This window comes from Brachybacterium ginsengisoli, assembly GCF_002407065.1.
Taxonomy (GTDB): domain Bacteria; phylum Actinomycetota; class Actinomycetes; order Actinomycetales; family Dermabacteraceae; genus Brachybacterium; species Brachybacterium ginsengisoli.
This window is the reverse complement of record NZ_CP023564.1, coordinates 1245666-1267863: the sequence shown is the minus strand read 5'-3', so window position 1 is coordinate 1267863 and position 22198 is coordinate 1245666. Positions and strand designations below refer to the sequence as shown.

The following is a 22198-nucleotide window of genomic DNA, read 5'->3' as shown; positions in this document are numbered from 1 at the left end:
GGGACGGGCGGGATCACTTGATGCCGCTGGTGGCGATGCCCTGGATGAAGTAGCGCTGGAAGAACAGGAAGACGGCGAGGATCGGCAGGACCACGAGGGTGGCGCCGGCCAGCAGCAGTCCGTAGTCGGTGTCGTTCTGACCGGTCGAGATCAGGGCGAGCGCGACCGGCAGCGTGTAGGTCGCCTCGCTGGAGGAGACGACCAGCGGCCACAGGAAGTTGTTCCACGAACCGAGGAACGTGAGGATGCCGAGGGTCGCGAAGGCCGGTCCTGCCAGCGGCAGGTAGACCCGGAAGAAGATCGCGATCTCGCCGACCCCGTCGATCCGCCCGGCCTCCAGCAGCTCCCGGGGCAGTCCCAGGAAGAACTGGCGCATCAGGAAGACGCTGAAGGGCTGGACCAGGAACGGGAGGATCAGCGCCGGGATGGTGTTGGCCAGGCCCAGGTTCACCACCAGCACGTACTGCGGGATGAAGGTGACCAGGCCCGGGATCATCAGGCAGCCCAGCACCAGCACGAACAGCAGCCGCTTGAACGGGAACCGCAGATGCGCCAGCGCATAGCCGAACATCGAGGAGAACAGGAGGTTCCCGGCGGTGACGGCGACCGCGACCACCACGGAGTTCTGGAAGTAGCGCCCGAAGGGTCGGTCGAAGAGCCTTCGGAAGTTGTCCCAGGTGGGCTCCTCGGGCAGCCAGGTCGGGGGCACCCGCAGCAGCTCCCCCTGGGTCTTCACGCTGCCGAGGATCATCCACACGAAGGGAGTGATCACCAGCAGCAGGAAGACGGTCAGGACGACGTAGGTCAGGACGGGGCGGCGACGGTCGATCATCACTTCTCCCTCATGAGGCGGAACTGCGCGAGGGTGACGATGCCGATGACGATGAACGTCAGGTACGCCATCGCGCCGGCGACCCCGTAGTTGCCGAACCCGAACTGGTTGTAGGTGTACATCGAGGCGGAGATCGTGGAGTTCAGCGGCCCGCCCTGGGTCATCACGAAGGGTTCCTCGAAGAACTGCAGGTACCCGATCGACGTGGTGACCATGACGAACAGCATCGTGGGGCGGATCGCGGGCAGGGTGATGTGCCAGAACCGCTGGCGCACGGTGGCGCCGTCGAGGGCGGCCGCCTCGTGCAGCCCGCGGTCCACCGCCTGGAGGCCGGCGAGGAAGATGACCATCGAGGTACCGAAGTTGCGCCAGACGGCCATCACGATGAGCGAAAGCAGCGCCGTGCGCTCATCGCCCAGCCAGTTCGGCCCGTCGATCCCGACCCAGCCCAGCACGGTGTTCACCAGGCCGTTGTCCGGCCGCAGCAGGAACCGCCAGACCACGGCGACCGCGACCACCGAGGTCACGACGGGGGTGTAGAAGCCCATGCGGAACAGTCCCCGCAGGCGGGTCACGCCCCGGTCCAGCGCGAGCGCGGCGGCGAGGCCGGCGACGATGGTCAGCGGCACGCCGAACACCACGAACACGCCGGTGTTCGCCGCGGCGCGACGGAACACCGGGTCTTCGAAGGCGGTGACGTAGTTGTCCAGGCCCACGAAGTCCACCGCGAAGGGCGAGCGGATGTCGCTGATGCGCATGTCGGTGAAGGACATGAACATCGACTGCAGCACGGGCCAGGCGATGAACACCGCGAACAGGAGGACGAACGGCAGGGAGAGCAGGATCCCGGCGCGCGCCTCCCCCGCGGCTCGTCGGCCGCTCCGGCGCCGGGCGGGTCCGGCGTCGGAGCTCGGGGCCGGTCCGGGATCGGTCAGCGGAGCGGCGGTCATATCAGGCCCCGGTCCCGATGCCCTGGGCCTCGGACTGGACGGTCTTGAGCGCATCGGCCGGGGCGAGATCCTGCTTGCAGACCTGCTCGATCTGGGCGTCGAACTTCGCGGCGACCTGCTCCCAGGTGGCGATGGTGGGCGGTGCGAAGGCCGTCTGCAGCTGGGTGTGGAAGGCCTCGAACTTCTCGTTCGAGGAGACGGTCTCGTCCTCCCAGGCGCTCTGGAGGCCCGGCATCGCGGCGACGATCCCGAACCATTGGACCTGCACCTCGGGTCGCGAGAGGTACTCGACGAGCTTCCATGCGGCGTCGCGGTTCTCCGAGCCCTGGAAGACGCCGAGGTTCGCCCCGCCGAGGAAGCTCGAGCTGGTCTCCATCTGCGGCATGACGAACACGCCGTACTTGTCCGCGAAGCCCTCGCCGCCGACGCCCTCGACCGCGGCCATCATCCACGGGCCGGAGATGAACATCGGCACCGCTCCGGAGACGAAGTCCTGCTCGGTGGTGCCCTCGGCCGGCGCCGGGTCCGCGATGCCGTCGGTGAAGTAGGACTGGTAGTAGGCCAGCGCCTCCTCGTTCTCGGGAGTCTCGAAGGTGAACTCCTCGCCGTTCTCGGAGACGACGTCCCCGCCGTTGGACCAGCTCAGCGGAAGCACGGTCTGCCAGGAGCCCGCTCCGCCGGGCTGCAGGGCGATGCCCCACTTCCCGTCGGGCTGGCCCTGGAGGGCCTTCGCCATCGCGACCAGGCCCTCCCAGTCGGTCGGCGGCTCGGTGATCCCGGCCGCCTTCGCGATGTCCTTGCGGTAGTAGACCAGGCGGGTCTCGACGTACCACGGCACGCCGTAGGCGGTGTCGGCGACGGTGATGCCGTCGACGGCGCCGGGGAAGAAGTCGTCCAGGGCGATGCTCTCCGGGGTGGGCTCCAGGGCGTTCAGGCCCACGAACTCCGCCATCCAGGTCGAGCCCACCTGGGCGACGTCCGGCGCGGTGCCGGCGGCGATCGCGGAGGTGAACTTGTCATGGGCGGAGTCCCAGGGCAGCGGGGTCACCTCGACGGTCACGTCGGGGTTCTCCTTCTCGAATCCCTTGAGCAGCTCGGGCAGCGCCTCGCCCTCGGCGCCCATCGCCCAGAGGGTCAGGGAGCCGGTGGCGGGGCCTTCGGCGATCGGCTCGGCGGAGGCCGCGGGACCGGCCTCCTCCTCGTCGGGACGGCCGCAGGCGGCCAGGACGGCGAGGGTGCCGGCGGCGCCGAGGCCGGTGAAGGCACGGCGGGAGAGGCGCGAGGTGGTGGTCATGGTGACTCCTTCGTCGGTGGTGCGGTGGAGGGGGTGGGGCTGTGGCTCGGGAGCGGCGGGGCGCTCGGGGACGGGCTCTGCGAGGGCCCGGGGTCGCGGGCGCCGCGGCGGAGAGCGGTTCTCAGGCGGTGGGGCCGGTGGGCGGCGAAGCGCCGGAGACCTCGATCGGCGGGCAGCCGCAGGAGTCCCGCAGCACGAGCGTCGAGGCGACGGTGGTGGGTTCCTGCACGTCCTCGCCCGCGATGCGGTCGGCGAGTCGACGTGCCGCACGAGCGCCGAGCTCGGCGACCTCCTGGCGCACGGTGGTCAGTCCGGGACTGAGGTACCGGGCGGTGACGGTGTCGTCCCATCCGGTCACGGCCAGGTCCCCCGGCACGTCGATCCCGGCCGCGGTGAGGCGGGCGATGATCGCGAGGGCGAGCTCGTCGTTGCCGCAGACGAGCGCGTCGAGATCCGCGATCCCCTGCCCGCTCTCCGGCCCGCCGCGGCCGGCCAGCAGCTGCTCGGCGACCTCGAACCCGGCCGACTCGATCGGCGGGACGGGGAAATGCTGTGCCGGGGCCAGCCCGGCGTCCTCGAGGGCGTCGAGGTAGCCGCGGTGCCGACGACCGATGTCGGAGCCGTCCTCGGGCAGGCCGACGAATCCGATGCGCCGCCGACCGTGGCCGATGAGGTGCTCGGTGAGCTCTCGGGCCGTGCTGCGGTTCTCGGCGTAGAAGGCGTCGACGCCATCCACCGTGCCGCGCGCGACGCTCACCGTCGGGCGCACCTCGGAGACCTGCCGGACGATCTGATCATCGGCTCCGCTGCGGGCCATGAACGCGACGCCGTCGACCCTGCCGAGCAGATCGAGCACGGCGGTGGGGCGGTTCTCCTGGGGCCCCGAGAGCACGAGCACCACGGAGAGACCGAGCTCGGAGGCGGCGATCTCGAAGCCGACCAGGAGCTGCGCGTAGTAGGGGCCCGCGATGTGCGGGAGCACGACGCCCAGCGCCTTGCTGCGACGCACCGCGAGGGCTCGGGCCGCCGCCGCGGGGACGTACCGCAGCTCGCGGGCGGCCTCGAGCACGCTGTCGCGGGTGCGGGCGGCGACCTTGTCGGGATCTCCGAAGGTGCGGCTCACGGTCGCGATCGAGACTCCGGCGCGCTCGGCGACCTGATAGATGGTGGGCACGCCCGGAGGGCCGTCGCTCGCTGCCATCGCGTGCTCCTCCCCACCGCCATCGGTGCTCTGCTCCCGGGGCCCGCCGGGTCGGTCCGCTTCCTGCCACAGGACTGGAAGCGCTTACAGACTAAGCATGACTGTATGCGCTTACATCGATCGTGGCAAGCCCCGCGAGTCGCTCAGCAGATCAGGCGCCCGGCGGGCGGGACTCCTGCCCGCCGAGCGCCCGGCGCGTCAGTCCGCGAAGCGGATGTCGATCGCGGAGCCGTGCGAGGGCAGACCCTCCGCGCGGGCCAGCGTGGTCGCCGCAGCACGCGCCCCGGCAAGCGCCTCGCGGTCGTAGTGGACGACGTGGATGCCGCGCAGGAAGGTCTGCACACCGAGTCCGCCGGTGAAGCGCGAGGTGCCGCCGGTGGGCAGCACGTGGTTGGAGCCCGCGGCGTAGTCGCCGAGGCTCACGGGGCTGTGGGCTCCCACGAAGACGGCGCCGGCGTTGGTGATCCGGGCGGCCACCTCCGCGGCGTCGGCGGTCTGGATCTCGAGGTGCTCGGCACCGTACGCGTCGACCACCGCGATCCCCTGTTCGAGATCGGTGACCAGCACGACGCCGCTCTGCCGCCCGCGCAGGGCCTCCTCGACGCGCTCACGGTGCAGCGCCTGCGGGACCTGGGAGGCGAGCTCGACCTCGACCGCGCCCACGAGCTCCGGGGAGTCGGTGACCAGCACGCTCGCGGCCAGCGGATCGTGCTCGGCCTGGGAGATCAGGTCCGCGGCGACGTAGGCGGGGTGGGCCTCGCCGTCGGCGAGGATCGCGATCTCGGTGGGACCGGCCTCGGCGTCGATGCCCACGATCCCGCGCACGAGGCGCTTGGCCGCGGCCACGTAGACATTGCCGGGCCCGGTGATCAGATCGACTCCCTGCAGGCCCTCGCCGTCGCCGAGGTCCTGCGCGCCGTGGGCGAGCAGGGCGATCGCCTGGGCACCTCCGGCGGCGAGCACCTCGGTGATCCCCAGCAGCGCGCAGGCGGCCATGATCGTGGGGTGCGGGAGCCCGCCGAACTCCTTCTGCGGCGGGGAGGCGAGCACGATCTGCTCGACGCCGGCGACCTGGGCGGGGACCACGTTCATCACCACCGAGCTGGGCAGCACGGCACGGCCTCCGGGCACGTAGAGACCCACGCGGCGCACCGGGACCCAGCGCTGCGTGACGGTGCCGCCGGGCACCACCTCGACGCTGTCGGCAGGACGGACCTGCTCGCCGTCGACCCGTCGGACCCGCGCGATCGACTCCTCGAGCGCCGAGCGGATCGCCGGATCGAGCTCCTCGAGCGCGCGCTGCAGGGCCTCGGGCGGGACCCGCAGATGCTCGGGCCGCATCCCGTCGAAGCGCTCGGAGGCATCGAGCACGGCGGCGGCGCCCCGGGAGGCGACGTCCTCGACCAGCGGTCGCGCGACGGCGACCGCGGCCTCGACGTCCAGCTCGGCGCGCGGCAGCGCGGCGGTGAGCTCGGCGGCGGTGAGGGTCCGCGTGCGCAGGTCGGTCACGGTGAGGAACGGATCGGCGGAAGGCATGGACGCAGTCTAGGAGCGGGGCGCGGGAGAGGCTCGCCGCGCCCACGTCCCGGAAGGACCTCCGGCGCTGATCCGGGCCCTGCACCGGATAGGGTCGGCCCGTGCTCGTCGCCTTCCTCCTCACCCTCGTCGCCGGTGGCGCCACCAGCATCGGCGCCGCCCTCGGAGTGATGGGCCGCGGGACCAGCCCGAAGATCCTGGCCGGCGGTCTCGGACTCTCCGCCGGCGTGATGCTCTACGTCTCCTTCATGGAGCTGCTGCCCCAGGGAGCCCACGTGCTCTCCGGTGGCGAAGCGGTGACCGCGAAGGGCGGGGCCCAGGCGGCGCTCGCGTTCTTCGTCGGCATCGGCGTGATCGCGGTGCTGGACCGCCTGGTGCCCGAGGCGGTCAGCCCGCACGAGTTCTCGGGCCGGATGACCGGCAGCCACGGGCATGCCGAGGTGCGCGAGCCCCAGGAACAGGCCGAGGACCGGATGCTGCGCGCCCGCCTGCTGCGCACGGGGACGGTCACCGCGATCGCCCTCGCCCTGCACAACGTGCCCGAGGGCTTCGCGACCTTCGTGGCGGCCCTGCAGGCCCCCGAGGTCGCGATCCCGGTGGTGGCGGCGATCGCGCTGCACAACATCCCCGAGGGCCTCGCGGTCGCGGTCCCGGTGCGCCGGGCCACCGGGTCACGGGCGAAGGCCTTCTGGCTCGCCACGATGACGGGGTTCGCCGAACCGGTGGGCGCCGTGATCGGCTTCCTGCTGCTCTCCCCGCTGCTCGAGGGAGCGGCGATGGGCGCGATCCTGGCCGGGGTCGCCGGGGTGATGGTCTTCGTCTCGCTCGACGAGCTGCTGCCCGCCGCGGAGGAGACCGGCGAGCACCACACGGTGATCTACTCGCTGATCGCCGGGATGGCGGTCATGGCGCTGACCCTGATCGTGCTGGGCGCCCCCGCCCCGGCACCGCGCTGAGCCCGCCTCCGGTACGTTCTACCCGGGGCCGCGCGCCGACGCCGTCGTGACCGACCCCGGGGCGAGGCATCGGGACCAGGCAGGGGGCGCAGGATGGGCGACAGTGGGGACAGGACGCGCAGCTCCGGGCGGGGCGCCTCCGGCATCGCGCGTCTCGGCCCCCCGGAGGCTCCGCTCCCCCGCGCCCGGCGCGGCGGACGTCGGCCCCGGGTCCCGGCCTCCCTGGCCGTCCTCTCCGCGTTCCTGCTCGTCTGCGCCCTCAGCGCCTGCGACCCGATCCCGGACCGTCCCGACGGCGGAACGGACGAGGAGCCCACGACTCCACCGGCCTCCGCCGCGCCGATGGATCCTGCCGAGGTGGCCGCCGCCGAGAGCACCCCGGTGGACCCGACCTGGCTGTGTCGCCCCGGAGAGGAGAAAGCCCCGAGCACCTCCACGACCGGCGGGACGCTCACCCCGCTCAGCGTCCGCGCCGAGGGCAACGACCTCGAGGTGAGCGGCCCCTTCCACCTGGAGCCCGAGCAGGAGTACCGGGGCTTCACCCCCTCGGGCGTGCTGCTGCCCGCCCACCCCGAGAACCGCGGCGTGCCCGCCCCCGGATGGGACGAGCAGCTCGGCGTCGAGGGCGCCCCCGTGCCCCCGATCGTGGTGCGCGAGCGGGTCGAGGTCGCCGGGGACGGGCCGGCGCCGTCGGCCGTCACCGCCCGGCTGACGCTCGGCACCTGCGACGACGCCCCGCTGCCGGACGGGCAGTACCTGCTGCGCCTCAGCGGAGGCGATCTCGACGGCCCCGGCCGCCGGGAGGCCGGATGGGGCGCGAGGGAGGACGTGCTCGTCGACGTCGTCGGGGGCGCCGCCGAGGCTGTCCCCGGCGCCGTCAGCGCCCCGTCGGGCGAGATCCCCGCGGACCTCTCCCCCCTGCACTGCGGCGCGACGCTCGCCCCGCGCGGCGACGGCGACGGGCTCGGAGTGGAGGTCGCCGAGCCGACCACGGAGGTCTCCACCGTCGTGCCCGACGAGGAGGTCGGCAGCTCGGTGGGCGCCGAGGTGACGGCCACCTCGCCGGATCTGGGGTCCATGGGGCTGTTCCATGCCGTCGTGCTCACCGATCCCGGCACCGGCACCGTCGTCGCCGGGGCCCGCAACGCCACCACGATCCCGCTGCAGTGGATGGACGCCGACGGCGTCACCCGCACCGAGCGGGCATGGACCAGCCAGGGAGCCTGCGGGCCCGACGCCCTGGGCCCGGGCACCTACGAGGCCCACGGCGCGGTGGCCGCCGTGGACGCCGACGGCGCCACGCACATCGTCCTCTCGAAGCCCTGGACGGTCACGGTCGTGGAGGAGGATCCGGCGACCTGAGCGTTCCGCGCCGGCGAGGATTCCACGCCGCCGTCGAGACGGGACGCGAGAGGCGCTTCTCACGTACCGTGGACTTGTTCTGATCGACGGGCGGGGCACCGCCCGATCCTCGATTAGTCTTGACGTCAAGACATTTCCGCATCGACCTGAGGGAGCACGCGACACATGGCGCGCATCATCTACACCCACACCGACGAGGCGCCGATGCTGGCGACCGCATCGTTCCTGCCCATCCTCGATGCCTTCTCGGACACCGCCGGGATCGAGGTCACCACCCGTGACATCTCCCTGGCCGGCCGCATCATCGCGGCTTTCTCCGACCTGCTGCCCGAGGACCAGCGGGGCACTGACGCCCTCGCCGAGCTCGGCGAGCTGGCGAAGTCCCCCGAGGCCAACATCATCAAGCTGCCCAACATCTCCGCCTCGGTGCCGCAGCTGAAGGCCGCCGTCGCCGAGCTGCAGTCCCAGGGCGTCTCCCTGCCGGACTACCCCGAGTCCCCCTCCACCGACGAGGAGAAGGACATCCGCGCCCGCTACAGCTCGGTCATGGGCTCGGCCGTCAACCCCGTGCTGCGCGAGGGCAACTCCGACCGCCGCGCACCCTCCGCCGTGAAGAACTTCGCCAAGGCGCACCCGCACCGCATGGGCGCCTGGAGCGCGGACTCGAAGACCTCCGTCGCGACCATGGGTGCCGACGACTTCCGCGCCAACGAGCAGTCCGTGGTGCTCGAGGGCGAGGACACCCTCTCGATCGTGCACGTCGCCGCCGACGGCACAGAGACCGTGCTCAAGGAGTCCCTGCCGGTCCTGGCCGGTGAGGTCGTGGACTCCACCGTCATGCGCGCCGCCGCGCTGGACTCCTTCCTGCGCGAGCAGATCGCCGCCGCGAAGGAGCAGGGCGTGCTGTTCTCCCTGCACCTCAAGGCGACGATGATGAAGGTCTCCGACCCGATCCTCTTCGGCCACGCGGTGCGCGCCTTCTTCCCCAGCCTGTTCTCCGAGTTCGGCGAGCAGCTCTCCGCGGCGGGCCTGTCCCCCGACAACGGCCTCGGCGGAATCCTCGCCGGCGTCGAGGGCCTGGACGCCTCGGTGCGCGAGGGCGTCGAGGCCGCGATCGCGAAGGACCTGGCCGACGGCCCGGCCCTGGCGATGGTCAACTCCCACAAGGGCATCACCAACCTCCACGTCCCCTCCGACGTCATCGTCGACGCCTCCATGCCCGCGATGATCCGCGGCGGCGGCAAGATGTGGAACACCGAGGACGCCGAGCAGGACACCCTGGCCGTCATCCCCGACAGCTCCTACGCCGGCGTCTATGCCGCCACCGTCGAGGACTGCCGGAAGAACGGCGCCTTCGACCCGACCACCATGGGCACCGTGCCGAACGTCGGCCTCATGGCGCAGAAGGCCGAGGAGTACGGCTCGCACGACAAGACCTTCGAGATCGCGGCCGACGGCCGGGTCGAGGTGCGCGACTCCTCCGGCGCCGCGCTCATGACCCAGGAGGTCGCCGCGGGCGACATCTTCCGCTCCTGCCAGGCCAAGGACGCCCCGATCCGCGACTGGGTGCAGCTCGCCGTGCGCCGCTCGCGCGAGTCCGGCATGCCCGCCGTGTTCTGGCTCGATCAGGCCCGCGCGCACGACCGCAACCTCATCGAGAAGGTCACCGCCTACCTCGCCGAGGAGGACACCGAGGGCCTCGACATCCAGATCCTCGACCTGGTCGACGCCACCCGCCACACCCTCGAGCGCGTGCGCCGCGGCGAGGACACCATCTCGGTGACCGGCAACGTGCTGCGCGACTACCTCACCGATCTGTTCCCGATCATGGAGCTGGGCACCAGCGCCAAGATGCTCTCCGTGGTGCCGCTGATGAGCGGCGGCGGCCTGTTCGAGACCGGTGCCGGCGGCTCCGCCCCGAAGCACGTCCAGCAGCTCGTCGAGGAGGACTACCTGCGCTGGGACTCCCTGGGCGAGTTCCTGGCCCTGGCCGAGTCCTTGCGCCACCTCGCCCGCACCGCGGACAACGAGCGCGCCCGCGTGCTCGCCGATGCTCTGGACCGCGCGACCGAGACCCTGCTCAGCGAGGGCAAGTCCCCCCAGCGCAAGCTCGGCTCGATCGACAACCGCGGCAGCCACTTCTACCTGGCCATGTACTGGGCCCAGGAGCTCGCCGCACAGAGCGAGGACACCGAGCTCGCCACCGCCTTCGGCCCCATCGCGAAGGAGCTCACCGACGGTGAGCAGACCATCGCCGAGGAGCTGCTCGCGGTGCAGGGCAAGCCGGCCGACATCGGCGGCTACTACCGCCCGGACCTCGAGAAGATCGCCGCGGTCATGCGCCCGTCGGCCACCTTCAACCGGATCCTCGAGGAGATCTCCGCGGCGCTGTGACCCGGCCGCCTCGCTGAGGCGACCCGCCCGGTCGCCTCAGCCTCCTCGCGCCGACGCCGGTCCGGACCGCCCCGTGCGGACCGGGCCGGCGTCGGCGTTCCTGCGTACTCTGGAGCCCGCCTCGCAGCGCGGTGCACGCGCCCGCGCAGCGGGTCTCTCACCGGAAGAACCTCTCGCCCCCGGAAGGACCCTCGTGCCCGTCATCCCCTCCCCCGTCGACGGCATCGACCTGCGCTATGACGTCTCCGGCGACGGTCCTGCGCTGGTGCTGCTGCACGGCTCGGTCCTGTCCCGGGCGATCTGGCGGGGTCTCGGATACCTGGGGCCCCTCGCCGCCGAGCACACCGTGATCCGCCTGGACCAGCGGGGCCACGGCCTGTCCGGGACGCCGCACGACCCGTCGGCCTACACCCAGCAGGCGTTCGTCGCCGATCTGCTCGCGGTGCTGGACGCCGAGGGCATCGGTCAGGCGGCCCTGATGGGGTACTCGCTCGGTGCCCGCGTCGCGCTGACCGCGGCGCTGGAGCACCCCGGCCGGGTGACACGGCTGGTGAGCCTCGGCGGATCGGCCTCCGCCCAGCGCGGCGCGGTGGACGCCGTGTTCTTCCCCGAGGTGATCGACGCGGTGCGCGAGGGCGGGATGGAGGCCTTCTGCACCGGCCAGGGGCTCGGCCCCGAGGTCGAGAGCCGACGGGCCCGGGCCACCCGCACCGCCTTCCTCGCCGCGGACCCGCTCGCCGTCGCCGCCCTGCTGACCGCCACCGACGCCACCGGCGCCGTTCCCGAGGAGGCGCTCGCGGAGTGCACCGTCCCGGCGCTGTGGATGGCGGGCACCGAGGATCATCCCCGCGTCGAGGAGTCCCGGCGGGCGGCGGCGCTCATGCCCGATGCCGAGTTCGTCCCGCTGCCCGGGCGCGACCACGGCGGCACCCTGTTCCCGCCCGAGCCGGTGCTCGAGCACGCCCTGCCGTTCCTGCGCTGAGCGCGGGGGTCAGAGCACCTGGCGCACCAGCGCGAACAGGGCGACGACGACGATGATCCCCCGCAGCAGCCACTCCGGCATCTTCTTGGCCAGGTGCGCGCCGAAGTAGCCGCCGACCAGCGCACCGACCGCGATCGCGGCGGTCGCGAGCCAGACGATCTCGACCCTCAGCACGAAGTGCGCGACGAGGTACACGCTCGCGGCGGCCAGGTTCACGATCAGGCTCATCAGGTTCTTGACGCTGTTGACCGCCTTCATCGACCGGCCGGTGAAGGTCCCGAGCACGCCGAGGTAGAGGATGCCCTGGGCGGCGGTGAAGTAGCCCCCGTAGATCGAGGCGGCGCCCATCGTGCCGATGAGGGCGGGTGAGCGGTACGGGCTGCGGGCCGGGGTGGGCGCCGATGCGATGCTCGCGGCGGAGGACAGGTCATCGCCCGGGCTGACGGCCGCAGAGGGATCGGTGCCGTCGGTCGCCGGGGAGCCGGCGCCGCCCCGCCGTGCCGCGCGGCGCTCGGCGCCGGCGCGGATCGCTGCGGTGATCCGCTTCTGGAAGATCACCATGACCAGGGCGAACACGATCAGGATCGGGACGATCACGTCGAGCGCCGCTCCCGGGGAGGCGAGCAGCAGGAGCGCCCCGGCGGTGGCGCACACCGCGGTGACGGCCATGAGCGGGCCCAGGTTGCCCTTCTCCTCGGCGATCTCGCGGCGGTAGCCGTAGACGGAGCCGAAGGTCGAGAACAGGATCCCGATGGTGTTGGTGCGCACCGCGACGCCCGGCGGGATCCCGAGCGCGAGCAGCACCGGCAGGGTCAGCAGCGACCCCGAGCCCACGGCGGCGTTGATGGCGCCGGCGAGGGTTCCCATGGCCAGCAGGACGATCAGCGAGACGGGTTCCACGAGCGTCGACTGTACCCACGAGGAGGACCTGCGCGGGCGACGGGCCGCCGCTCGGGCGGCAGGAATGCTCTCAGCGGCCCGCCTCGGCGACGGCGTCGCGGAGCACCTGGGCGTGGTTGTGCTCGATGTCCTTGGCGGCGAAGAGCAGCACGAGGCGGGTGGCCCCGGCGTCCAGCGCGCTCTCGCGCAGGGTCTGCGCCGCACCCGAGCGCTCGAGCTCACGGCGGTAGTGCTCGGCGAACTCCTCGACGTCGAGCTCGCCGCCGTGGAAGGCCTTGCGCAGGTCGGTGCTGGGGGCGGCCTCCTTGGCCCACTCGTCGTGCTGCAGGCGCTCCTTCCGGATGCCGCGGGGCCACAGCCGGTCCACCAGGACCCGATGCTCGGCGGGGTCGGAGCCGTCGTCGTCCAGGACGTCGTGCACGCGGACCAGGTCGATCCTCAGCGCGGTCATCGCTCCTCCTCGAGGGGGTCGTGCAGGCCGGCCAGGAGTGGCCACGGGCCGTGCAGAGGCTCTGCGGGCCGGTCCAGGGCCGGTCCAGGCGGCCCGAGCGGCTCGGACGGCTCGGGCGGCAGGGCGGCAGGGGCGGTCCGGCGGCCCGGGCGGTCGGGCGGCCCGGGGGTGGCCACGGCCCGGCCAGGGATGCCTCGGGCCACAGCTGGTCGACTACTGGCGTCAGGGCGATGAGTACGGCGATATCGGCATAGACATCGCTGAGCCGCCAGCAGTCGACCATCCTTGTCGCCAAGTCCGGAGATCGGCAGATGCCGCCCCGATTCGGGCACGGGGCCGGCGAGCGCCGACGCGATCGGGGCGCCGACGCCGGACGACCTGCGCGGATCAGGCCAGTGCGGCCTGGGCGGCGTCGTAGTCGGGCTCCTCGGTGACCTCGGCGACCTGCTGGGTGTAGACGACCTTGCCGTCGGCGTCGGTGATCACCACGGCGCGGGAGAGCAGGCCGGCCAGCGGACCGTCTTGCATGGTCACGCCGAGATCCTCGCCGAAGGAGGAGCGGAAGGCGGAGCCGGCGACGACGTTCTCGATGCCCTCGGCGCCGCAGAAGCGGGCCTGGGCGAAGGGCAGGTCCTTCGAGACGCAGACGACGACGGTGTTCTCGAGGCCGGCGGCGATCTCGTTGAACTTCCGCACGCTCATCGCGCAGGTGCCGGTGTCCAGCGACGGGAAGATGTTCAGCACCACGCGCCTGCCGGCGAGGTGGGCGCTGGCGACGGGAGCCAGGTCCTGGCCGACGAGCTCGAAGGCCGGCAGGGCGGACCCCTGTGCGGGGAGCTCTCCGGCGGTGGTGACGGGAGTGTTCTGGAAGGTGATGGAAGCCATGCCTCCATCATCATCCCCCGAGCTGAACGACACAACCTGGTCTCTGGGAGGCGTCCTGCCGCCCGGAGCGGTGCTCAGTCCATCGTGTCGTGCAGGCGCTCGAGCTGCTCGTCGACGTCGAAGTCCGCCGCGGGCCACTGCGGATCGATCCCCTCGAGCGCGTCGAGCAGGAGCTGCTGCACGGCGATGCGGGCGTACCACTTGCGGTCGGCGGGCACCACGGTCCAGGGGGCGCCCACGGTCGAGGTGGCCCGCAGCGCCCGGGAGTACGCGTCCATGTACGCGTCCCAGTGCTGGCGCTCGTCGACGTCGCCCGGGTTGAACTTCCAGTGCTTGTCCGGCCGCTCGAGCCGCTCGGTCAGCCGCTCCCCCTGCTCCTGGCGGGAGATGTGGAGCATCACCTTGACGATCACGGTGCCGGCCTCGGTGAGCTCGCGCTCGAAGGCGTTGATCGCCGTGCAGCGCTTGCGGATCTCCTGGGCGTCAGCCCAGCCATGCACCCGGTGGATCAGCACGTCCTCGTAGTGGGAGCGGTCGAAGACCCCGATGATGCCCGGCGCCGGCACCCGCTTGCGGATCCGCCACAGGAAGTCGTGGCGCTTCTCCGCCGGGGTCGGGGTCTTGAACGCGGCGATGTCCACGCCCTGCGGGTCCACGCTGCCCACCACGTGGCGCATGATCCCGCCCTTGCCGGAGGTGTCCATGCCCTGCACGACCAGCAGCACGGACCTGCCGTCGGCGCGGCCGTGGTTCGCGGCGTAGAGGCGCTCCTGCAGCTCGTCCAGCGCGGTGTCCCGCGCGGCCAGCAGCTCCTTGCCGTCGTCCTTCTTCCCTGCGAAGCCGGGGGTCGCCTGCGGGTCGAGGTCGGTGACCTCGCCCTTCCACCCGGACTCGATCAGGAAGCCCCGGGGCGCCTCGGGCTCGGCCTGCTTCGACTTCTTGGAGGACTTCGGCTTCTTCGACATGGGGGCAGAGTAGCCCGGTGCCGGGTGGTCCGCCGAGCTTCGCGCCGGACTTCGGGCCGGGCTTCGGGCCGCCGCGCGCCGGCGGGGGCGCGATTTGACTCCGCCGCCTGCGCGCTGGACTGTCAGGTCATGACACTCACCGCCATCACCCACGCCCACGTCGTCCCGATCGAGGCGGAGCCCTTCGACGGCACCGTCCTGCTGGAGGACGGCAGGATCACCGGTCTCGGCCCGGACCTGGAGATCCCGGCGGAGGCGGAGGTCGTCGACGCGGAAGGCGGCTGGCTGCTGCCGGGCTTCATCGACGCCCATGTGCACCTCGGGGTCTGGGAGGAGGGCGAGGGCTGGGCCGGTCAGGACACCAACGAGATGACCGACCCGGTGATGGCCGCGGCGCGGGCGATCGACGCGATCAACCCTGTCGAGGTGGGCTTCGACGACGCGATCATCGGCGGCATCACCGCGGTGAACGTCAACCCGGGCTCCGGCAACCCGATCGGCGGCCTGGCGGTCGCGATCCGCACCCACGGCCGGGTCGTGGACGAGATGGTGCTGCGCAGCCCCTCCGGCCTCAAGGCGGCGCTCGGCGAGAACCCCAAGCGGGTCTACGGCGAGCGCAAGCAGACCCCGTCCACCCGGCTCGGCGTCGCGCTCACCATCCGTCAGGCGTTCGCGAAGGCACGAGCATGGTCCGCGAAGCCGGCCGACGAGCGGGACGCCGATCTGGTCTCCGAGGCGCTCACCCGGGTCCTCGAGCGCGAGATCCCGTGGCGCCAGCACTCCCATCGGGCCGACGACATCGCCACCGCCCTGCGCCTGGCCGAGGAGTTCGGCTACGAGCTCGTGCTGGACCATGGCACGGAGTCGTACCTGATCGCCGATCGGATCGCCGCCGCCGGGGTGCCCGTGCTCTACGGTCCGCTGATCGTCTCGCGGTCCAAGGTGGAGGTGCGCCACCGCACCCCGAAGGCGCCCGGCCTCCTCACCGCCGCAGGCGTGAAGGTCTCGATCATCACCGACCATCCGGTCGTGCCGATCGAGTTCCTCGTCGACCAGGCGGCTCTCGCCGTGAAGCACGGCATGGCTCCGGCCGACGCCCTCCAGGCGATCACGCTGAACCCGGCCGAGGTGCTCGGCGTCGCCGACCGCCTCGGGTCGCTGGCCGAGGGCAAGGAGGCGGACCTCGTGCTGTGGGAGGGCGACCCGCTGGACGTGCGGAACCGGACGCTGCGCGTGTGGCAGGCCGGCCGCGAGGTCATGCACCGCGACGCGGCCGGCGACCCGGTGATCGCCGAGCGCTGAGGACGCGCTCGGACCGGGCGGTCAGGCCGGCGACCGACAGTCCCTTCCCGCGCCGCGCCTGCGGCCCTACGGTGGAGGTGACGACCCTGCAGGGATTCCTGCAGGCGTCCCGACTCCCGGAAGGTGCACCCCGATGACCTCACCCTGGCCGCTCTCCTCCCCCGAGGCCCCCGACGAGGCCGAGCTCCGGGCGATCGATGCCTGGTGGCGCGCCGCGAACTACCTCTCCGTGGGGCAGATCTACCTCAAGGACAACCCGCTGCTGCGCCGGCCGCTGGAGCGCGAGGACGTCAAGCCGCGTCTGCTCGGCCACTGGGGCACCACCCCAGGGCTGACCTTCCTGTACGCCCACGCCAATCGGGCGATCCGCGAGCGGGCGCTGAGGGCCATGTACATCACCGGCCCGGGGCACGGCGGCCCGGGCCTGGTCGCCTCCACCTATCTCGAGGGCACGTACTCGGAGGTGTACCCCGCGGTGAGCGAGGACGAGGCGGGGCTGAAGCGGCTGTTCACCCAGTTCTCCTTCCCCGGCGGGATCCCCTCCCACGTGGCACCGGAGACCCCGGGCTCCATCCACGAGGGCGGGGAGCTCGGCTACGCCCTCTCCCACGCCTACGGTGCCATGTTCGACAGCCCCGACCAGATCGCCTTCACGGTGATCGGCGACGGTGAGGCGGAGACCGGGCCGCTGGCCACCTCGTGGCACTCCAACAAGTTCGCCAATCCTCAGCAGGACGGCGTGGTGCTCCCGATCCTGCACCTGAACGGCTACAAGATCGCCAACCCCACCGTGCTCGCGCGCATCGGGCAGGAAGAGCTCGATGCTCTCCTGCGCGGATACGGCCACACCCCGCTGTTCTTCACCGGCGGGTTCGACGACGAGGACCCGCTGGAGATCCACCGCCGCTTCGCCCAGGTGCTGGACGAGGCGCTGGACCAGATCGCGGAGATCAAACGGGGCGCCGCGGAGGACGCCGCCGCGGGACGCGAGACCGAGCGCCCCGCCTGGCCGATGATCGTGCTGCGCACCCCGAAGGGCTGGACCGGACCGGAGACGATCGACGGCCAGCAGACCGAGGGCTCCTGGCGCTCCCATCAGGTGCCGCTGTCCAGCGCCCGGGACACCGACGAGCATCTCGCGGACCTCGAGACCTGGTTGCGCTCGTACCGCGCGGAGGAGCTGTTCGACGAGGAGGGCAGGCTCCACGAGGACATCGCCGCCACCGCTCCGGGCGGTGAGCTGCGGATGTCCGCGAACCCCTCGACCAACGGCGGCTCCGTGCTCGAACCGCTGCGCCTGCCGGACTTCCGCGACTACGCCGTGGACGTCCCCGGCCCGGGCGGCAGCGTCGACGAGCCCACGAAGCAGCTGGGCACCTGGCTGCGCGACGTCGTGCGGGACAACCCGAGCACCTTCCGGATCTTCGGTCCCGACGAGACCGCCTCGAACCGCCTGCAGGCGGTCTACGAGACCACCGCCAAGCAGTGGAACGCCGACTTCGAGGAGCACGACCGCAGCGAGAACCTGGCCCGCGCCGGGCGGGTGATGGAGATGCTCTCCGAGCACCAGTGCCAGGGCTGGCTCGAGGGGTACCTGCTCACCGGGCGGCATGGCCTGTTCTCCTCCTACGAGGCGTTCATCCACATCGTCGACTCGATGGTCAACCAGCACGCGAAGTGGCTGAAGGTGACGGGTGAGCTCGAGTGGCGCCGACCGATCGCCTCGCTGAACTACCTGCTGAGCTCGCACGTGTGGCGGCAGGACCACAACGGCTTCTCGCACCAGGACCCGGGCTTCATCGATCACATGGTCAACAAGAAGGCGGAGATCGTGCGGGTCTACCTCCCGCCGGATGCGAACACGCTGCTGTCCACGGTCGATCACTGCCTGCGCTCGAAGCAGTACGTGAACGTGGTGGTCGCGGGCAAGCAGCCGAACCCGAACTGGCTGGACATGGACGAGGCGATCCTCCACTGCACCCGAGGGCTCGGCATCTGGGAGTGGGCGGGGTCCGAGCAGCCCGGCACGGAGCCGGAGGTGGTCCTCGCGTGCGCGGGAGACATCCCGACCGTCGAGGTGCTCGCGGCGGCGCAGATCCTGCGCGAGGAGATCCCGGACCTGCGCGTGCGGGTGGTGAACGTGGTGGACCTGATGCGCCTGCAGGAGGACACCGAGCATCCGCACGGCCTCTCCCGTCAGGCCTTCGACGGGTACTTCGGGACCGACGTGCCGGTGGTCTTCGCCTACCACGGCTACCCGTGGCTGATCCATCGCCTGGCCTACCGCCACGACCGCGGCTCGCGCCTGCACGTGCGCGGCTACAAGGAGGAGGGCACCACCACCACGCCCTTCGACATGCTGATGCTCAACGACATGGACCGCTACCACCTGGTGATGGATGTGATCGACCGGGTCGAGGGGCTCGGCACGCGGTACGCGGGCCTGCGCCAGCGCATGGTCGACACCCGACTGCGCAGCCGGGCCCATGCCTATGAGCACGGCGAGGACGCGCCCGAGATCACGCAGTGGCAGTGGGGGGACGGCGGCGACGCCCCGGCCGGCTCTCTGGAGGACACCGGCGGCGACAACGACTGACGCGCCTGCCCGGCTCTGGCCGCGGGGCGCACCAGGTCGGGGCACTGCCGCGCTCGAGGACAGCAGTGCATCCACCGCGCGACCGGCGCGGTCCCGGTCGCGGAGGAGACGAGCATGAGCAGCGGCACCGAGGACGGCGGCGCGGCAGGCGCCGACGCGGCAGAAGAGGCCATGACGCGCGGCCCGGCCGACGCGGCCGACAGCAACCAGGACGACGTCCTGCGACGGATCGTGCGGGTGCGGGGCCGGGTCCAGGGAGTCGGCTTCCGCATGGACGCCGCCGCGGCGGCGCAGCGGATCGGGGTCGCCGGCACGGTGCGGAACCTGCTGGACGGCACCGTCGAGGCCGACGTCGAGGGCGCGCCCGATGCGGTGGACGAGATGGTCGAGCACCTGCGCCGCGGCCCCGCCTCGGCACGGGTCGACGGCCTCGACGTGCGCCGGGACCGGCCGCGGGGAGCCGACGGCTTCCGCATCACCGGCTGATCAGCGGGCGGCCACCGGGGCGCCCGGTCGGGACCTGCCCGTGGTCGCGAGGTACCGACCGGCGACCACGGCGCCCAGACCCACCAGCACCACGGAGGTGAGGATCATGGCGCTCTGACCGGCGGCCTCCAGCACCAGCCCGCCGAGCGCGGCGCCGAGGGCGATCGCGGCGTTGAAGGCGGCGCTGTTGAGCGCGGTGGCCTCCTCGAGCACCGCGGAGGCCTCGGAGCCGATGAAGGCCTGCGAGGCCACGGAGATCGCCCCGACGAACAGCCCCCAGACCGGCATGATCAGCAGCGCCGAGAGCGGCGCATCCATCACCAGGAGCACGGCGAGCAGCGAGAGCATGGTGCCGGTGATCACCACCACGACCGCGAGCGGTGCGCTGCGTCGCAGCAGCGGGCCCACCGCGAAGTTCCCGACCAGCCCCGCGATGCCGTACACGAGCAGCATCAGCCCGATATCGCCGAGCGGCACCCCGGCGCGCTCGAGGAGCACGGGGCTGACGAAGCTGTAGGTGGTGAACAGACCCACCACCGTCAGGACCGCGAGTCCCAGCCCGTAGCGGACCCCGCGGGTGCGGGCCGCGGCCAGCATCTTCCGCGGCGTCACCACCGCCGGGGTGCGGACCGGCTCGACCAGGACCAGCAGGAGCACCGCGACGACCGCCGCGAGCAGCCCGACCACGGCGAACGCCGCCCGCCAGCCCACATGGGCGCCGATCCAGGCCGTCACCGGGACCCCGGCCACGAGCGCTCCCCCGGCACCGCTGAAGGCGATGGTCAGGGCGCGGGCGACGTGCTCGCGGGGCACCTGTCCGATCGCGACGATCGCCATCACGGCCCAGTACAGCCCGATCGAGATCCCGGCGAAGAGGCGGGCGATCAGCAGCACGGCGAAGTTCGGGGCGACCATGCTCAGGGCGCAGGAGATCACCACCGAGACCAGCGCGAGGACCAGCACCAGGCGCCGGTCCATGCCGCGCACGATCACCGGGGTGCACAGGGCGACCACCCCGGCGAGGATGCCCGGCACGGTCACGGCGAGCCCGGCGACCCCTTCGCTGACCCCGAGGTCCGGCGCCATCACGCTGAGCACGCCGATCGGCAGCTCCTCGATGGTGATGAGCACGAAGATGCCGATCGCGAGGGCCGCCACTCCGGCCCACCGTCGTGCGCTGTCCACCGTTCCTCCTGGTCCCCGCGCCCGGCGGGCGGATGATCGCTCACCGCCCGACGGGCAGGAGCACGCTCAGCGTACGGTGCTGAAGGCCTCGTCGATCTCCTGCTCGCCGTCGTTGTAGGCGAGGGTCCGCCCGGCGGTGCCGGGGTGCTCGATGGCGGCGACGATGGTGCGGGCGACGTTCCCGCGGGAGACGGTGCCGGACTCGGCCGCGCCGAGGTCGATCCGCCCCGTCGGCTCCTCGAGGGTGAGGCCGGAGGGCCCGAGCACGGTCCACTCCAGCTGCGAGCCGCGCAGGTGCTCGTCGGCCCGTGCCTTCGCCTCCGCATAGGCGTGGAAGGGCTCGCCCTCCGGCACGCCGTGGTCCAGGCTCGCCCCGAAGTAGCTGACCATCACGTAGCGGGAGGCGCCGACGCTCTGGGCGGCGTCCATCGACGCGATCGCGGCGTCCTGGTCGACCGCGATGGTGCGCTGCGGGTCCCCGCCGCCGGCTCCGGCGGACCAAACCACCGCGTCCTTGCCGGTGAGCAGCTCCTCCCAGCCTCCGGCGTCGAGGGTCTCGATGTCGCTGAGCACAGCCTGCGCGCCGGTCGCCTCGACCTCGGCGGCGTGCCCGGGGTCGCGGATCACGGCGTGGACCGTGTGACCGGCCTCCACCAGCAGCGGGGCCGCGAGCAGCGCGACCTTTCCATGTCCTCCGATGAGTGCGATGTCCATGCCCCCACCCTGCCACCACGTGATCCCGTCGTCGAGCCCGCCGCCGCGCCGATATCCTGGCCCGGGTCGCTCCTCGGCGGCCCGCACCTCGGGGGAAGGACCTCACCATGGCCGGTGGACTCGCCGCACTGCTCGACGACGTCGCCGCACTCGCGCGCCTGGCCGCGGCGAGCGCCGATGATGTGGCGGCAGCCTCCGCCAAGGCGAGCTCGAAGGCGGTGGGCGTGGTGATCGACGACGCCGCCGTGACGCCTCAGTACGTCAAGGGGCTGGAGCCCAAGCGCGAGCTGCCCATCATCTGGAGGATCACCAAGGGCTCCTTCCGCAACAAGCTGATCTTCATCCTCCCGGTCCTGCTACTGCTCAGCGTGTTCGCGCCCTGGGCCCTGACCCCGATCCTCATGCTCGGCGGTCTGTATCTCAGCTTCGAGGGCGCGGAGAAGATCTGGGAGCTGGTCAGCGGGAAGCCCAAGGAGGCTCCGGCCGCCGCCGAGGGGCCGGACGCCGAGGACCGGATCGTCTCGAGCGCCGTGCGCACGGACCTGATCCTCTCCGCCGAGATCATGGTCATCTCGATGAACTCGATCGACGCGGAGTCGCTGTGGGCGCGCGCCGCCGTGCTCGTCGTCGTCGCGATCGGCATCACCGTGCTGGTCTACGGCGCGGTGGGCATCCTGGTGAAGATGGACGACGTGGGCCTCGCCCTGGCGGCTGACAAGAACTCCGAGGCCAAGCAGAAGTTCGGCAACGGCCTCGTGCACGCGATGCCGAAGGTCATGAACGTGATCAGCTACGTGGGCATGGTCGCGATGCTGTGGGTGGGCGGCCACATCCTGCTGGTGGGCACCCACGAGCTCGGCCTCGCCCAGCCCTACGGGTTCGTCCACCACCTCGAGGGGATGGTGGAGGGCGTCGCCGGCATCGGCGGTGTGCTCGCCTGGCTGATCAACACCTTCTTCTCCTTCGTGGTCGGCCTGGTCGTCGGTGCTGTCGTCGCCGTGATCATGCACTTCCTGCCCTTCGGGCACCACGGATCGGGCGAGGGCGCGGGGCATGGCAGCGACGAGTCGGCGACCGGGAGCGATGCCGCCGGGAACGCCCCCGCGCACGGCGGCACCGGCGCTGCGGGCACCGATGGCACAGACCGCTCCTGACCTGCGGGCACGTTCCGCTTGCCCCGGTGAGTGACCTGTGCCACGGTGAGTGG

The 22198-nt window shown here is 72.1% G+C and carries 19 protein-coding genes; 8 read left to right on the top strand and 11 right to left on the bottom strand.

What is annotated here, in order from left to right; all coding sequences use genetic code 11:
* Window positions 1-13: 13 nt before the first annotated feature.
* From CFK41_RS05620 to hisD, 5 genes are all read right to left on the bottom strand, one after another.
* Window positions 14-832 carry a carbohydrate ABC transporter permease gene (locus CFK41_RS05620; RefSeq protein WP_096798781.1) on the bottom strand — a complete coding sequence of 273 codons (819 nt, stop codon included), beginning with the start codon at window positions 830-832 and terminating at the stop codon, window positions 14-16.
* Entirely contained in the window at window positions 832-1782 is a 951-nt protein-coding gene (locus CFK41_RS05615; protein WP_096798780.1) for a carbohydrate ABC transporter permease, read from the bottom strand. The genes CFK41_RS05620 and CFK41_RS05615 overlap by 1 nt, the downstream gene beginning before the upstream one ends.
* A 1-nt stretch (window position 1783) precedes the next feature.
* Window positions 1784-3076 (bottom strand): sugar ABC transporter substrate-binding protein, encoded by a 1293-nt coding sequence (locus CFK41_RS05610; RefSeq protein ID WP_096798779.1) that lies wholly within the window; start codon window positions 3074-3076, stop codon window positions 1784-1786.
* Window positions 3077-3197: 121 nt separating this feature from the next.
* On the bottom strand, window positions 3198-4277 hold the full coding sequence (locus CFK41_RS05605; protein WP_096798778.1) for a LacI family DNA-binding transcriptional regulator: 1080 nt from the start codon (window positions 4275-4277) through the stop codon (window positions 3198-3200).
* Between the two features lie 198 nt (window positions 4278-4475).
* Window positions 4476-5813: a histidinol dehydrogenase gene (gene hisD / locus CFK41_RS05600; protein ID WP_096798777.1), complete on the bottom strand. Its 1338-nt coding sequence runs from the start codon at window positions 5811-5813 to the stop codon at window positions 4476-4478.
* Window positions 5814-5914: 101 nt separating this feature from the next.
* Here hisD and zupT point away from each other — a divergent pair, with 101 nt between their 5' ends.
* The 4 genes from zupT to CFK41_RS05580 all read left to right on the top strand — a co-directional run bounded on the left by zupT (window position 5915) and on the right by CFK41_RS05580 (window position 11507).
* Window positions 5915-6769, top strand: a complete 855-nt coding sequence (zupT, locus tag CFK41_RS05595) for a zinc transporter ZupT (protein ID WP_096798776.1) — start codon at window positions 5915-5917, stop codon at window positions 6767-6769.
* Window positions 6770-6862: 93 nt separating this feature from the next.
* Window positions 6863-8131 carry a hypothetical protein gene (locus CFK41_RS05590; protein ID WP_151904684.1) on the top strand — a complete coding sequence of 423 codons (1269 nt, stop codon included), beginning with the start codon at window positions 6863-6865 and terminating at the stop codon, window positions 8129-8131.
* Between the two features lie 165 nt (window positions 8132-8296).
* A complete protein-coding gene (locus CFK41_RS05585) occupies window positions 8297-10525 on the top strand; it encodes an NADP-dependent isocitrate dehydrogenase (RefSeq protein ID WP_096798775.1) in 2229 nt (742 codons plus the stop codon).
* 193 nt (window positions 10526-10718) lie between these two features.
* Entirely contained in the window at window positions 10719-11507 is a 789-nt protein-coding gene (locus CFK41_RS05580) for an alpha/beta fold hydrolase (RefSeq protein WP_096798774.1), read from the top strand.
* 9 nt (window positions 11508-11516) lie between these two features.
* On the opposite strand, the gene CFK41_RS05575 is transcribed toward CFK41_RS05580, so the two are convergent.
* From CFK41_RS05575 to CFK41_RS05560, 4 genes are all read right to left on the bottom strand, one after another.
* Window positions 11517-12407: a sulfite exporter TauE/SafE family protein gene (locus CFK41_RS05575; RefSeq protein WP_096798773.1), complete on the bottom strand. Its 891-nt coding sequence runs from the start codon at window positions 12405-12407 to the stop codon at window positions 11517-11519.
* A 70-nt stretch (window positions 12408-12477) separates the two neighbouring features.
* Window positions 12478-12858 (bottom strand): DUF488 domain-containing protein, encoded by a 381-nt coding sequence (locus CFK41_RS05570; RefSeq protein ID WP_096798772.1) that lies wholly within the window; start codon window positions 12856-12858, stop codon window positions 12478-12480.
* Between the two features lie 387 nt (window positions 12859-13245).
* On the bottom strand, window positions 13246-13743 hold the full coding sequence (gene tpx, locus CFK41_RS05565; protein ID WP_096798771.1) for a thiol peroxidase: 498 nt from the start codon (window positions 13741-13743) through the stop codon (window positions 13246-13248).
* Window positions 13744-13817: 74 nt separating this feature from the next.
* Window positions 13818-14708 (bottom strand): PPK2 family polyphosphate kinase, encoded by an 891-nt coding sequence (locus CFK41_RS05560; RefSeq protein WP_096798770.1) that lies wholly within the window; start codon window positions 14706-14708, stop codon window positions 13818-13820.
* 129 nt (window positions 14709-14837) lie between these two features.
* Between CFK41_RS05560 and CFK41_RS05555 the strand changes: the two genes are divergently transcribed.
* The 3 genes from CFK41_RS05555 to CFK41_RS05545 all read left to right on the top strand — a co-directional run bounded on the left by CFK41_RS05555 (window position 14838) and on the right by CFK41_RS05545 (window position 19092).
* Window positions 14838-16010, top strand: coding sequence for an amidohydrolase (locus tag CFK41_RS05555; RefSeq protein WP_096798769.1), 1173 nt, complete (start codon window positions 14838-14840; stop codon window positions 16008-16010).
* 133 nt (window positions 16011-16143) lie between these two features.
* The gene (locus tag CFK41_RS05550; RefSeq protein ID WP_096798768.1) at window positions 16144-18606 is read left to right on the top strand and encodes a phosphoketolase family protein; all 2463 of its coding nucleotides are present in this window, start codon (window positions 16144-16146) and stop codon (window positions 18604-18606) included.
* Window positions 18607-18720: 114 nt separating this feature from the next.
* The gene (locus CFK41_RS05545) at window positions 18721-19092 is read left to right on the top strand and encodes an acylphosphatase (RefSeq protein WP_227873219.1); all 372 of its coding nucleotides are present in this window, start codon (window positions 18721-18723) and stop codon (window positions 19090-19092) included.
* On the opposite strand, the gene CFK41_RS05540 is transcribed toward CFK41_RS05545, so the two are convergent.
* Together CFK41_RS05540 and CFK41_RS05535 are read right to left on the bottom strand one after the other, a co-directional pair.
* Complete coding sequence (locus CFK41_RS05540; RefSeq protein WP_096798767.1) at window positions 19093-20277, bottom strand: MFS transporter; 1185 nt, start codon at window positions 20275-20277, stop codon at window positions 19093-19095.
* A gap of 66 nt (window positions 20278-20343) precedes the next feature.
* Entirely contained in the window at window positions 20344-20991 is a 648-nt protein-coding gene (locus tag CFK41_RS05535; protein WP_096798766.1) for an SDR family oxidoreductase, read from the bottom strand.
* 107 nt (window positions 20992-21098) lie between these two features.
* Between CFK41_RS05535 and CFK41_RS05530 the strand changes: the two genes are divergently transcribed.
* Window positions 21099-22145, top strand: a complete 1047-nt coding sequence (locus CFK41_RS05530; protein ID WP_096798765.1) for a DUF808 domain-containing protein — start codon at window positions 21099-21101, stop codon at window positions 22143-22145.
* The last annotated feature ends 53 nt before the right edge of the window (window positions 22146-22198 follow it).

Coding starts and splice junctions, on each gene's coding strand:
- CFK41_RS05620 (WP_096798781.1), bottom strand. CDS start 832: ATGATCGACCGTCGCCGCCCCGTCCTGACCTACGTCGTCCTGACCGTC.
- CFK41_RS05615 (WP_096798780.1), bottom strand. CDS start 1,782: ATGACCGCCGCTCCGCTGACCGATCCCGGACCGGCCCCGAGCTCCGAC.
- CFK41_RS05610 (WP_096798779.1), bottom strand. CDS start 3,076: ATGACCACCACCTCGCGCCTCTCCCGCCGTGCCTTCACCGGCCTCGGC.
- CFK41_RS05605 (WP_096798778.1), bottom strand. CDS start 4,277: ATGGCAGCGAGCGACGGCCCTCCGGGCGTGCCCACCATCTATCAGGTC.
- hisD (WP_096798777.1), bottom strand. CDS start 5,813: ATGCCTTCCGCCGATCCGTTCCTCACCGTGACCGACCTGCGCACGCGG.
- CFK41_RS05590 (WP_151904684.1), top strand. CDS start 6,863: ATGGGCGACAGTGGGGACAGGACGCGCAGCTCCGGGCGGGGCGCCTCC.
- CFK41_RS05585 (WP_096798775.1), top strand. CDS start 8,297: ATGGCGCGCATCATCTACACCCACACCGACGAGGCGCCGATGCTGGCG.
- CFK41_RS05570 (WP_096798772.1), bottom strand. CDS start 12,858: ATGACCGCGCTGAGGATCGACCTGGTCCGCGTGCACGACGTCCTGGAC.
- tpx (WP_096798771.1), bottom strand. CDS start 13,743: ATGGCTTCCATCACCTTCCAGAACACTCCCGTCACCACCGCCGGAGAG.
- CFK41_RS05560 (WP_096798770.1), bottom strand. CDS start 14,708: ATGTCGAAGAAGCCGAAGTCCTCCAAGAAGTCGAAGCAGGCCGAGCCC.
- CFK41_RS05555 (WP_096798769.1), top strand. CDS start 14,838: ATGACACTCACCGCCATCACCCACGCCCACGTCGTCCCGATCGAGGCG.
- CFK41_RS05550 (WP_096798768.1), top strand. CDS start 16,144: ATGACCTCACCCTGGCCGCTCTCCTCCCCCGAGGCCCCCGACGAGGCC.
- CFK41_RS05545 (WP_227873219.1), top strand. CDS start 18,721: ATGAGCAGCGGCACCGAGGACGGCGGCGCGGCAGGCGCCGACGCGGCA.
- CFK41_RS05535 (WP_096798766.1), bottom strand. CDS start 20,991: ATGGACATCGCACTCATCGGAGGACATGGAAAGGTCGCGCTGCTCGCG.
- CFK41_RS05530 (WP_096798765.1), top strand. CDS start 21,099: ATGGCCGGTGGACTCGCCGCACTGCTCGACGACGTCGCCGCACTCGCG.